Genomic DNA, 12,012 nt, shown 5'->3' on the forward strand with positions numbered 1-12,012 from the left:
AGCATCATGGCAAGGAAAACCGAAAGCAGCGGCCCCTCCGTCAGTCCCGAGGAGGCGTTGGAATTCCACGCCATGGGACGACCCGGCAAGCTGGAGATCGTCGCCACCAAGCCGATGGCGACGCAACGTGATCTGAGCCTCGCCTATTCCCCCGGCGTCGCCGTTCCCGTGCGCGCCATCGCCGAGGATCCGAGCCGCGCCTTCGACTATACGACGCGTGGCAACATGGTCGCCGTCATCTCCAACGGCACCGCCATCCTCGGTCTCGGCAATCTCGGCGCGCTGGCCTCCAAGCCGGTGATGGAAGGCAAGGCGGTGCTGTTCAAGCGCTTCGCCGATGTCGATTCGATCGACCTCGAAGTGGCGACCGAGGACGCCGACGAGTTCATCAACTGCGTGCGCTTCCTTGGGCCTTCCTTCGGTGGCATCAATCTCGAGGACATCAAGGCGCCGGAATGCTTCATCATCGAGCAGCGGCTGCGCGAGCTGATGGACATTCCCGTCTTCCACGACGATCAGCATGGCACGGCCATCATCTCGGCGGCCGGGCTGATCAACGCGCTGGAGATCACTGGCCGCGACATGAAGACCACCAAGATGGTCTGCAACGGTGCGGGCGCCGCCGGCATCGCCTGTATCGAACTGATGAAGGCGATGGGCTTTGCGCCGGAAAATGTCATCCTGTGCGACACCAAGGGCGTGGTCTATCAGGGCCGCACCGAAGGCATGAACCAGTGGAAGTCCGCGCATGCCGTCAAGACCGAAGCGCGCAGCCTCGCCGAGGCGCTGGAAGGCTGCGACGTCTTCCTTGGCGTTTCCGCCAAGGGCACGCTGACGCCTGCCATGGTGCGGTCGATGGCGAAGAACCCGATCATCTTCGCCATGGCCAATCCCGATCCCGAGATCACGCCGGAGGAAGTGGCCGAGATCCGCACCGACGCCATCATGGCCACGGGCCGCTCGGATTACCCCAACCAGGTCAACAATGTTCTGGGCTTTCCCTATATCTTCCGTGGCGCGCTGGATGTGCGCGCCACCACCATCAATGACGAGATGAAGATCGCGGCCGCCAGGGCGCTGGCCGAGCTGGCGCGCCAGGACGTGCCGGACGACGTCGCCGCCGCCTATCAGGGCAACCGGCCGAAATTCGGCCCCAACTACATCATCCCGGTGCCGTTCGATCCGCGCCTGATCTCGGCGATCCCGCTGGCGGTGGCGAAGGCGGCGATGGAATCCGGCGTCGCCCGCAAGCCGATCCTCGATCTCGACCGCTACGCGCAGGAACTGTCCGCCCGCCGCGACCCGATCGCCTCGACCTTGCAGCGCATCTACGACCGCGTGCGCCGCCAGCCCAAGCGCATCGTCTTCGCCGAGGGCGAGGAGGAGCAGGTGATGCGCGCCGCCGTCTCCTATGTGAATCAGAAGCTCGGCACGGCGATCCTTCTCGGCCGCGACGATGTCATCAAGGACAATGCCAGGAATGCCGGCATCGACCTCAACAAGTCGGGCCTCGAGATCATCAATGCCCGGCTGTCGCGCCGCAACGGCATCTACACCGACTATCTCTACGAGCGCATGCAGCGGAAGGGTTTCCTCTTCCGCGACTGCCAGCGCCTGATCAACAACGACCGCAATCATTTCGCCGCCTGCATGGTGGCGCTGGGCGATGCCGACGGCATCGTCACCGGCGTCACCCGCAATTATTCCACCGCGCTTGACGACGTGCGCCGCGTCATCGACGCCAAGCCTGGCCATCGCGTCATCGGCGTGTCGATCGTGCTGGCGCGCGGCAGGACGGTGCTGGTCGCCGATACCGCCGTGCACGACATGCCGAACGCCGAGCAGATCGCCGACATCGCCGAGGAAGCCGCCGGTTTCGCCCGCCGCATGGGCTACGAGCCGCGGCTCGCCATGCTTGCCTATTCCACCTTCGGCCATCCGCAGGGCGAGCGCTCCGAGCGCGTGCAGGAGGCGGTGCGTATCCTCGACAAGCGCCGCGTCGATTTCGAGTATGACGGCGAGATGGCGGCCGATGTGGCGCTGAACCCGCGCGCCATGGCGCAGTATCCGTTCATCCGCCTGACCGGTCCGGCCAATGTGCTGGTGATGCCGGCCTTCCACTCGGCCTCGATCTCGACCAAGATGCTGCAGGAGCTCGGCGGCTCGACCGTCATCGGCCCGCTGCTGGTAGGCCTCAACAAGCCGGTCCAGATCGTGTCGCTCAACGCCAAGGACTCGGACATCGTCAACATGGCGGCGATCGCCGCCTACACGGCGGGGAATTGACGCGCGGCCGGCGCGTCGAAAGCCCCCCACAGGACCAGCAGTTCGGGAAGGAAACCGCTCGCGCTCTTCCTGGAATTGCGCAGAGTCAAAAAGGCCCGCGGCGATGCCGCGGGCCTTTCTTCGAGATTGTTAGGCGATCAGAAGTTGCGCTGGAAGCGGATGATACCACCCCAGCTGTTCTTTTTGTCGGCCTTGGTGAAGTTGCTGAACGGAGTGGCTTCGCCGAAGCGACCGTAATGGAAGTAGTCGACTTCGGGCGTGATCGTGAAACCAGGAACGATCGTATAGGCGACGTTGGCCGCCAGCGCGTAGTTCTTGTCCTGGTCTCCCGAGACCTGGAGGTTGAACGAGGCCTTGTCGGTGAACTTGTAGGTACCGCCGGCCCAGAATGCCCAATGGCCGGCCCACGGTTTGTAGAAGCCGCGGCCATGGGCATCGACTGCGTTCCCTGCGTCGTCCAGCAGGTGCTTGTCGGTGCCGTAGCCGAACATGCCGAACAGCGACAGTTCCTTGGTTACGTTGACGTCCAGGCGGACCTTGCCGGCCACTTCCTCATAGCTGCTGTCATAGGCCACGACGCCGGTGATCGCACCCCAGTCCTGCTTGTACTTCAAACCGCCGACGACATGCGGAACATAACTGTCGATCGTGCCGGTCGTGCCCGAGCCTTCTTCCAGCGAAACCACGCCCGAGAAGCCGCTGCCGGCGTCGAAATAGTAGCTGATGACGTTCGTGTCCTTGACGCCGTAGGGGATGATGGTGTCCTGCACCACGTTGCCGGCATAACCGATGAACTGGTCATAGGGGGTTTCATCCTTACCGATGCGCAGGCCGCCGAGCTGGATCCAGGCGAAGTGCAGGTCGAACGCCTTGTTGTAAGCCTGATAGCTCGTCACCTTGTTGCCGAAGTTCATGCGCATTTCGGTGTAGGTCTTCAACGTGCCGAGTTCGGTTTCCTGGCCGGTCCAGGTCTTCAGCGTGAAGCGGGTATTCTTCAGCCACGTGTTCTGGTGATCGCCGTCCCGGACGTCGATGCTCTTGGCGCCATCGAGGGTGCCGATATCGCCGAAGCCGGCGTCATAGCGGATGTAGCCGCCGATGCGCAGGCAGGTCTCGGTGCCGGGGATGTAGAAATAGCCGGCGCCATAGACGTCGCAGATCTTGACGTATTCGGCCGGTTCCGGCTCGGCGACGGTCACCGCGTCTGCGGCGCGCGCGCCCGAAACTGCGATCAGGGCCGCAGCGGAGCCGAGAAGAAGGCTCTTGATGTTCATTTTCTTGAATCTCCAGTCAAAGGTTCAAGACAGGCCTGACATGCCGTTCGGCTTCTGCCACCCCCGTCCCCATCGTTGAAAAAGTCGCGCACCGGCGCCGCTTCTTCGCTTTGGACATGGCTTAATCGGCCGTCACGTACAACAGAGATTGTGTCTGAAAGGCGGCTTTTTGAATCTTATGAAGGTCTTGTTGCCCAAATATCACGTCATATATCTGTAAAAGTGGCACATATTGCACAATCTATACAATCGAAACGCGTAGAAAGACATTCAATTGTGCCAAGTGTGCCAAATATTACAGCTTTATGACAAAAGGTTTGCCGAATAAATTTCTAAAGAAACGGGCGAACGTGGAAAAAACGACTCCGCCTTAGGACAGGGCGCGGGCGGCGCGGACCACGTCCTCGACCATGTCGTCCCTCAACATCTCGATGGGGATGCGGCCATTGAGCTCGGGCGAAGGCCGGCTCAGCCAAAACCAGGCAAGCCTCGGATTGGCGATCGCCGAAAGCACGTCGCTGATTCCCGGAACCGGCCTGCCGTCGATGAACTGGACCAAGGGGAAGACATGCTTGCGGCCGCCCTTGCGCAGGGCAACGACCTCGCCCCGTCTTTGCCAGCGATGCAGCGTGGAGCGCGGGATGCGGAGCTTCTCTTCCAGATAGGTCGAGCCGGCGACCTCGCCGGCCCAATCCTCGATAAGCATCGATTGGAGCTCGGCGGCTCGCTCGGCGATCGGCTGGACGGCGGGCTTCCCTGTCTCCAACCTCGGCGCCGAGCGCTCAAGGGCGCGGTCGGATATGGCCGAACCGTCGCTCGCGGCCCTGTTCGCCATCAAGCGAAAGAAATCGGAGGCAAGGTCGGTCCACTCGCCCTTGAAGGAGCCGATGGCAAGGCGCTGTGCCGGCGGCAGGAAGGGGAGGGCGGCAGCCACATGGCCGGCGATCCTGCTTGCTGAAGCCAGCGCCTCGGCGTCCAGCATGACGCCATGCCGCATCAGCGCCTGTTGCACGGCTTCGGCCATAAGGCCTGCCAATGCCTCTTGTGAAATCCCGTCGGAGGGGTTCTGGATTCTGCTCATGAATCTGTCTTACGGCCCGCGCTCCTCCCCAGGCGCCGGCGGTTGCTGAAATTCTATAGCGGAAAATAAAATACGCGACGGCAACGGGCGCCGCGGCCCGGCAGCTTGCTGGTTTGCATCTTAACACCCCTGGTTTGGCGTGCCGAAATGTCAGTCGCGGAACGCCCCACACTGCCTGTATGAGCGCTTTGTGACAGGCGTGCGACAGGCGAGCCGCGGCGCCGAAGCCGTCGCTACAGCAACCCGGCCTGCTCGGCTTCGCGGCGCAGATTCTGGCGCGGACGCGGGCCGATCTGCTGGATCACCAGCCCGGCGGCCAGCGAGCCGAGGTCGCCGCAATCCTTGAGGCTGCGTCCGGTCGTGTAGCCGTAGAGGAAGCCGGCGGCATAGAGGTCGCCGGCGCCGGTCGTGTCGACCAGTTCCTTGATCTTCGTCGCCTCGATGGTGACGGTCTCGTCGCCGCGCACGATCACCGAGCCTTTTTCAGAACGGGTGACGGCGGCTATTCTGCAATCCTTGCGGATGGCGGCGAGCGCCTCCTCGAAGGAGGCGGTCTGGTAAAGCGATTTGATCTCGTGGCTGTTGGCAAAGACGATGTCCACGGTGCCTGAACGCATCAGCTCGAGGAACTCGTCGCGGTAGCGGTCGACGCAGAAGGAATCCGACAGCGTCATCGATACTTCGCGGCCCGCCGCATGCGCAAGCTTCGCCGTCTGCCGGATAGCCTCCTTGGCGCGCGGCGGATCCCACAGGTAGCCTTCGAAATAGGTCACCTTGGAGCCGGAAGCCTTGTCGGCCTCGACATCCTCGGGGCCAAGCTCGATGCAGGCGCCGAGATAGGTGTTCATCGAACGCTCGCCGTCGGGCGTGACGAAGATCATCGAGCGCGCGGTCGGCGGCTCTCCCGTCAGCGGCCTGGTGTCGAAGGCAACGCCCTGGGCGTGGATGTCATGGGTGTAGATGTCGCCAAGCGCGTCGTTCGACACCTTGCCGAAGAAGGCGGCGCGCCCGCCGAGACTGGCGACCCCGGCCGCCGTGTTGCCGGCGCTGCCGCCGGAAGCCTCGATCGCCGGTCCCATGCGGCCGTAAAGCAATTCGGCGCGCCTGGCGTCGATGAGGTTCATCGCCCCCTTGATGATGCCGTTGGTCTCGAGAAAGGCTTCGTCGCACTGCGCGATGATGTCGACAATGGCATTGCCGATGCAAAGCACGTCATATTCCGGCATCAAAATCTCCGCCAAGGACTGCCCGGCTATCTGGCATGCCGGCCGGGCGCGGGTCTAGCGATTTGGCGCCGCTTTGCCTACCCCGAAAATCGCCATCGCCGTCCGTGACGCCGACCCGGCGCCGATTGTTCGCCGGCTGCGGCAGCGTTCGCATCGAACTGGCTCATATCAGCGACAGCGCCGGCGACTATGGTTTTGCCGCGATCGAAACGTCTCTGCGACGTTGTGAGCTACAAGCAGATCGTCCCGGCAACAGAAGGCGCGGAAATGTCCGAAAAGACCGAAATGTCCACCGACCTCGCGCTGCTCGGCGTTCTGGCGGTGCTGTGGGGCGCTTCCTATACCTTCATCAAGATCGGCGTCGAGACGATCCCGCCCGTGACCTTCATCGCCGCCCGGACCCTGATCGCCGGAGCTATTCTCCTCACCATCATCCGCTGGCGCGGCCTTGCCATGCCCGCCGACGCGGCAACATGGCGCCGCTTCGCCTTCCAGGCCTGCCTCAACAGCGTCGTGCCGTTCACGCTGATCGCCGCCGCCGAGCGCTCGGTCGATGCCGGCCTTGCCACCATCCTCAATTCGACGTCGCCGATCTTCACCTTCCTGCTGACGGCATTGATCACGCGCCATGAGCCCGTCACGGCGCGCAAGCTCGTCGGCGTCGGCGCCGGCATCGTCGGCATCTGCCTCATCATCGGCACGCAGGCCCTCGGCGGACTTGGCCATCAATTGTGGGCGCAGCTTGCGATCGTCATCGCGACGGTCTCCTATGCCGGGGCGGCGATCTTCGGCCGCGGCTTCAAGGGCCTCGATCCGATGATCCCCGCCGCGGGTTCGATGCTTTGCGGCGCGGTGATGCTTGTGCCGCTCAGCCTGATGGTCGACCGGCCCTGGACGCTTGCGCCGTCGGCCGCATCGATCCTGGCCCTGCTTGGACTGTCGGTCTTCTCGACGGCGCTTGCCTTCGTCATCTATTTCCGCCTGATCCACACGCTGGGCTCGGTCGGCACCACCTCGCAGGCCTATCTGCGCGTGCCGATCGGCGTCGGCATCGGCGCCGTCTTCCTCGGCGAAAGCCTGGGGCCGGCGGCCTGGGTCGGCATGGGCTTCGTCGTCGCCGGCGTCGCGGCGATGACCATTCCGGCACGACAGGTCAAGCTTGCGCGATAATGCATGTCGCCCAAAAGTGTGGCGCGGTTTTGGGATAACCGACATGCATCGAGGCAAACCAAAGCGCGTCGACGCAACGCGCTTTGGTTGCGTCCGGGAAGAAGCCCGCCTATCTCGGGGACGTCATTCTCGATAAGGGCCTGGACCTGCCGTGATCCTAGACGCCGCCCGCGCTGCCGCCAGCCGGCTGTTCTCGCCTGAATTCCGCTCCGTCTTCCTGAAGACGCTGGGGCTCACGCTGCTCGCTTTGGTAGCGCTCTGGTTCGGCCTGGAGAGCTTGCTCGAATGGCTGGCCTGGCCATGGCTGCAAACGCTTCTTCCGGGCCTGCCGTCCTGGGCCGGGTGGCTGGGCGGTATCATTGCCGGCATCGTGTTGGCGATAGGCATGGCATTGCTTATCGCGCCGGTGACGGCGATCGTCGCCGGCCTGTTCCTCGACGATATCGCCGAAGTGGTCGAGCGTACCGATTATCCCAACGATCCGCCCGGCCATGCCGTGCCGGCGCTGCATTCGCTGGTGCTGGCGATCAAATTCTTCGGCGTGGTGGTCCTCGGCAACATCGTCGCGCTGCTCTTGCTTCTGGTGCCGGGCATCAACATTGCCGCTTTCTTCATCGTCAACGGCTATCTGCTCGGCCGGGAGTTCTTCGAGTTCGCCGCCATGCGGTTCCGCCCCGAGGCGGAGGCCAAGGCGCTGCGCCACAAATATGCCGGCACCGTGTTCCTGGCCGGGTTGGTCATAGCCGTGTTCCTTGCCGTGCCGCTGCTCAACCTCCTGACGCCGCTTTTCGCGGCCGCCATGATGGTGCACCTCCACAAGGCGGTTTCGGCGCGGGAGCCGGTCTAAGCAGGTTCCGCAAAAGTGCCCCACGGTTTTGGGGTCAAAACCTGCGAAGAACCAGGGAATCTAAGCAGTCCTATTCAGCCGCATCGCTTCGGAACAGCGCCTGGAGCTTGCCGAACGGCATCGCCGCTCGGCTGAAGCCGAAGGTGCCGTCCTGCTGGATTTCGCGCGCCGCCGTCTCCAGCATGCCATAAGCAAAATTGGCGAGCCCCGAGCCAAGCGAGATGCGCTTGGCGCCGGCCATGGCCAGGTCGGCGACGGTGAAACCAGGCCGGGCCAAGACATTGACCGGTTTCGTTACCGACGAGCAGATCGTGCGCACCATTTCGATGTCGCTGATGCCCGGCGCGTAAAGCACGTCGGCGCCGGCCTTCTCGAAGGCCTGCAGGCGTTTGATGGTGTCGTCGAGGTCGGTCTTGCCCCACAGGAAATTCTCGGCCCGCGCGGTGAAGACGAAGTCGTGCTTGAGCGCCCGGGCCGCCTCGACGGCGGCGGCGACGCGTTCGACGGCGTGCGAGAAATCATAGATCGGATTGGCGGCATCGCCGGTGTGGTCCTCGATCGAGCAGCCGGCAAGGCCTGCGGCTTCCGCCGCGAAGATGGTTTCGGCGGCCTGTTCGGCGCTGTCGCCCTTGCCGCGCTCCAGGTCGGCCGAAACCGGCAGGTCGGTCGCCGCCGTCACCTCGCGGCAATGGTGGATCATGGCCTCGAAGGTCACGCCGCCGTCCGGCAGGCCGCGCGAGAAGGCGAAGCCGGCGCTGGTCGTCGCCAGCGCCTTGAAGCCGAACGAAGCGAGAAGCTTTGTCGTGCCTATGTCCCAGGGGTTGGGCATGACGAAGGTGGAGGCATGCAGATCGCGAAAAATCTTGCCTTTGTCCATGGCGGATCCTCAATCCTGAGCGGCGTTGTGCGGGGAAATCTATCGCGGTCGCGCGAACCGGGCAAACGAATGCGTCTGGCTCAGAAGCGTTTGGCATTCTCTGCTGACAGTTTCTCGAACGCGTCGGAATCCTTGGCATAGCGCGACTTGGCCTCGTCCCACCGGTAGGTGACCGAAATGTCGTGCGAGGCCGCGTCGGGCGTCGGCTCCTCGCAGCTTTCCCCACTCGGCTTCGTCGCATCGGTCGCCGTCACCTTGATCGCCGCGTAAGGCCTTTCGTCGCCAGCCGTCTGGAAGGACAGGTCCTGCGTGCGCTTGTAGGCGCAAACATTCTCGTCGAACGTGTCGATCCGGTCGATCGGCTCGAAGCGGTCGCCTCGGACGAGGATCAAGATCGTGCTGACATAGCTTTGGTTCGAATTGAAATGCATGCTCATGGTGATGAGCGCGTCGTCGCCCGGGCCGATTGCGAGCTTGCCGGGATCGCGAAAATAACTGCTCTGGTCGGTTCCGACATTGACGGCGTCGAGCAGCCTCGGCTTGCCCGCCAGGTCGTAGAGCGCCAGCACCGCAAAGCCCTCGGCGCTGTCTTGCGCCTGCCCGAGGTCGAAGAGCATGGTCAGCCGATCCTTGCCGCCGGCCTTGATTGCAAGCACTGCCGCATTCGGCAGGTTGATGGCCTCGGGCGGCGAGCCGCCTTCGTCGCTGCCGAGGATATGGCGCATCTCGATCGGCGCGCTGCCCTTGTAGAAACCGTCGTCGCCGGCGGCTAAATCGGGGACGACCATCCTGGCGAGGTCGAGATAGGTGATGTCTTGATGCCCGGGAACGGCGCTGTTCAGTTCGGGAAAGCTGACGGCCTGCGCTTGTGCCGCTGCCCACAGCCACGGCAGCAGCGTGCACGCCAGCATGAGACGGGATAATGCGGAAATCATGGAGAGCGCCCTCGAAGGCGCTCACGGTAACATGGAGTTTCGCGTCGCGCAGCCGGGACGAGATCAGCGGATCGGCACGAGGCCGGCGAGTTCGCGCATGTCCTCGAACAATATGCCGCCGGCCGCCGCCAGGCCGTCGCGGTCGGAGAATGGATCGGCGTGGTACGAGAACACGCGCATGCCGGCGGCGATGCCGGCTTGGGTGCCGGCGACGCTGTCCTCGATGACGATGCAATCGGCCGGCGCGAAGCCCAGCGTCCTTGCCGCGTGGAGAAATAGGTCCGGGAACGGCTTGCCCCGGCTGACCATGGTGGCGGAAAACATGGCGTGCTCGAACAGCGGCAAGAGCCCGGTCTGCCCAAGCGTGATGTGCATCTTCGAGACCCGCGCCGAAGTGGCGACGCAATAGGCGATGCCGGCCTTGCGCACCGTCTCGATGAACGCGCGCACATACGGGATGGCCTCGACCCCATGCGAAAAGAGATCCGGCAGGCCGGCGTTCCAGCGCTCGACGAAGTCGGCGCCAAGCCTGACCGCGGTCCTCTCTTCGATCTCCTTCTGCACCGAGACCATGCTGCGGCCGGAAAAATGCTTGCGGCAATATTCGAATGTGGTGGCAAAGCCGGCATCGGTCAGCCATTCGGCGAGGCGCCGATTGGCAAGGTTCTCGGTGTCGACCAGGACCCCGTCGCAGTCGAAGATGACCAGCTTTGGAACGGGTCGTGTTTCAGTCATATTGAACCAATTCTGTCGGAGGGAATTCGGGGAAAGGTCGAGCTCTTCGGCGAAGGTCGTGCTGGTAGCACGGCCAAGTCCGAAGGGCGAAGGATTTGGCTCGAATTCACCCGGCAGAATGGTTCAAGGTGATTGAAATGCGACCCGGCATCAAGCGGTGCCGGTCGACCCGAACCCACCGGCGCCGCGCGTCGTGCCGCCGGCCAGCGCCCGCTCCTCGACCGTGATCTGGGTCACCGCGGCGAAGACGACCTGAGCGATGCGCATGCCGCGCGTCACAGCGAAATCCTCGTCGCCGAGGTTGATGAGCAGCACTTTCACCTCGCCTCGATAATCGCTGTCGACGGTGCCGGGGGAGTTGAGGACGGTGATGCCGTGCTTGAAGGCGAGGCCCGAGCGCGGCCGCACCTGGCCCTCCATGCCTTCCGGGATTTCCAGCACGAGCCCGGTCGGCACCAGCGCGCGTTTTCCCGGCAAAATCAGCAGCGGCCGGTCTTCCGGCACCGCTGCGCGCAAATCCATGCCGGCGGCGCCCGCGCTCTCATAGGCCGGCAGAGGCAGGCCCTCGCCATGCGGAAGCCTGACGAAACCGACGGTGGGGCCGATGACGGAGGAAGGATGAACAGCCGTGCGCATGAGCCCACTCCTATCGGCGCGAATGCCGATTCAGTCAACTCGGCGCCGAGCCTATCAACGGCTTTCTTTCGGGCATTACTGTGATCGGAGGTGTACTCAGCGCAGTTCCACCGGCACCATGGTCGTCTCCTTGATCTCCTCCATGACGAAGGAGGCTGAGACGTCCGACAGCGCTACCTTGGCGATCAGCCGCTGGTAGAGCCGGTCATAGGCTTTCACGTCGGTGACGCGGGCCCTCAGCACATAATCGAGGTCGCCCGACATGCGATAGACGCCGGTGATCTCGGCAAAGCCGGTCACCGCCGCGCGGAACTTCTGCAACCAGTCCGGATCGTGGTTGGAGGTGCGGATCAGGATGAAGACGGACAGCCCAAGCCCAAGCTTGTCGGCATCGACCAGCGCGACGCGTCCGGTGATGACGCCCTCTTCTTCCAGCCGCTTGACGCGCCGCCAGCAGGCATTGCGCGACAGCGCCACCCGCTCCGAGAGCTGGTCGACGGAAAGCGTGCCGTCGCGTTGCAGCTCAGCCAGCAATCTTCGATCGATCTCATCGATTTCCGTCGACATATTGGGATGAATGTCCCAAAAGATGGCGGAAATCAAGGACGAATTGGGATCAATGAACCAAAATCCTGTGGCACGATACTCACCATCGGGGCTCATCCCGGCAGGAGGGACCACCATGACGACCAAGCTGACGGCACTGTTCACCTCTCACCCTGAGAAGGTCGGTGAGACCTATTTCGGCCACATGGCCTTTGCCGCCTGGTTCTGTTCGCGCCTGTCGATGGCGGCGGGCGCCGCGCTCGTTCACGCTTTCTTGCCATTTCTGTTTGAAACTACGGCGAGCCGTATAGTTCGCGAGCTCTATGAGCGCACGCACAACAGAGGTTCACACGCGGCGAAAGGGCCGAAGGCTCTCTTGGACCGCGCCTGATAGATGGT

Annotated in this window: 12 protein-coding genes; 4 read left to right on the plus strand and 8 right to left on the minus strand. The window is 63.5% G+C overall.

Features of this window, described 5'->3' with window-relative positions:
- Positions 1 to 6: 6 nt before the first annotated feature.
- Positions 7 to 2,286, plus strand: coding sequence for an NADP-dependent malic enzyme (locus RFM41_RS12575; RefSeq protein ID WP_320249338.1), 2,280 nt, complete (start codon positions 7 to 9; stop codon positions 2,284 to 2,286).
- 137 nt (positions 2,287 to 2,423) lie between these two features.
- On the opposite strand, the gene RFM41_RS12580 is transcribed toward RFM41_RS12575, so the two are convergent.
- The 3 genes from RFM41_RS12580 to RFM41_RS12590 form a co-directional block, all read right to left on the minus strand.
- A complete protein-coding gene (locus tag RFM41_RS12580) occupies positions 2,424 to 3,560 on the minus strand; it encodes a porin (RefSeq protein ID WP_320249335.1) in 1,137 nt (378 codons plus the stop codon).
- A gap of 370 nt (positions 3,561 to 3,930) precedes the next feature.
- Complete coding sequence (locus RFM41_RS12585; RefSeq protein ID WP_320249332.1) at positions 3,931 to 4,641, minus strand: antitoxin Xre/MbcA/ParS-like domain-containing protein; 711 nt, start codon at positions 4,639 to 4,641, stop codon at positions 3,931 to 3,933.
- 233 nt (positions 4,642 to 4,874) lie between these two features.
- Positions 4,875 to 5,867: an adenosine kinase gene (locus tag RFM41_RS12590; RefSeq protein WP_320249330.1), complete on the minus strand. Its 993-nt coding sequence runs from the start codon at positions 5,865 to 5,867 to the stop codon at positions 4,875 to 4,877.
- A 267-nt stretch (positions 5,868 to 6,134) separates the two neighbouring features.
- On the opposite strand from RFM41_RS12590, the gene RFM41_RS12595 reads away from it, so the two are divergent.
- Positions 6,135 to 7,037: a DMT family transporter gene (locus RFM41_RS12595; RefSeq protein WP_320249327.1), complete on the plus strand. Its 903-nt coding sequence runs from the start codon at positions 6,135 to 6,137 to the stop codon at positions 7,035 to 7,037.
- 151 nt (positions 7,038 to 7,188) lie between these two features.
- Complete coding sequence (locus RFM41_RS12600; protein WP_320249324.1) at positions 7,189 to 7,884, plus strand: sulfate transporter family protein; 696 nt, start codon at positions 7,189 to 7,191, stop codon at positions 7,882 to 7,884.
- Between the two features lie 70 nt (positions 7,885 to 7,954).
- Here the strand turns inward: RFM41_RS12600 and RFM41_RS12605 are convergent, their stop codons facing one another.
- From RFM41_RS12605 to RFM41_RS12625, 5 genes are all read right to left on the minus strand, one after another.
- On the minus strand, positions 7,955 to 8,761 hold the full coding sequence (locus RFM41_RS12605; RefSeq protein WP_320249322.1) for an isocitrate lyase/PEP mutase family protein: 807 nt from the start codon (positions 8,759 to 8,761) through the stop codon (positions 7,955 to 7,957).
- Between the two features lie 80 nt (positions 8,762 to 8,841).
- Positions 8,842 to 9,696 carry a hypothetical protein gene (locus tag RFM41_RS12610; RefSeq protein WP_320249319.1) on the minus strand — a complete coding sequence of 285 codons (855 nt, stop codon included), beginning with the start codon at positions 9,694 to 9,696 and terminating at the stop codon, positions 8,842 to 8,844.
- A gap of 63 nt (positions 9,697 to 9,759) precedes the next feature.
- Positions 9,760 to 10,431, minus strand: coding sequence for an HAD family hydrolase (locus tag RFM41_RS12615; protein ID WP_320249316.1), 672 nt, complete (start codon positions 10,429 to 10,431; stop codon positions 9,760 to 9,762).
- Positions 10,432 to 10,581: 150 nt separating this feature from the next.
- Positions 10,582 to 11,067, minus strand: a complete 486-nt coding sequence (gene dut / locus RFM41_RS12620; protein ID WP_320249313.1) for a dUTP diphosphatase — start codon at positions 11,065 to 11,067, stop codon at positions 10,582 to 10,584.
- 96 nt (positions 11,068 to 11,163) lie between these two features.
- Positions 11,164 to 11,634 carry an Lrp/AsnC family transcriptional regulator gene (locus tag RFM41_RS12625; protein WP_320249310.1) on the minus strand — a complete coding sequence of 157 codons (471 nt, stop codon included), beginning with the start codon at positions 11,632 to 11,634 and terminating at the stop codon, positions 11,164 to 11,166.
- A 115-nt stretch (positions 11,635 to 11,749) separates the two neighbouring features.
- Between RFM41_RS12625 and RFM41_RS12630 the strand changes: the two genes are divergently transcribed.
- Positions 11,750 to 12,004 (plus strand): DUF6356 family protein, encoded by a 255-nt coding sequence (locus tag RFM41_RS12630; protein ID WP_320249307.1) that lies wholly within the window; start codon positions 11,750 to 11,752, stop codon positions 12,002 to 12,004.
- Positions 12,005 to 12,012 lie beyond the last annotated feature (8 nt).

Origin of the sequence: Mesorhizobium vachelliae (assembly GCF_033977325.1) — a bacterium.
Taxonomy (GTDB): Bacteria; Pseudomonadota; Alphaproteobacteria; order Rhizobiales; family Rhizobiaceae; genus Mesorhizobium; species Mesorhizobium vachelliae.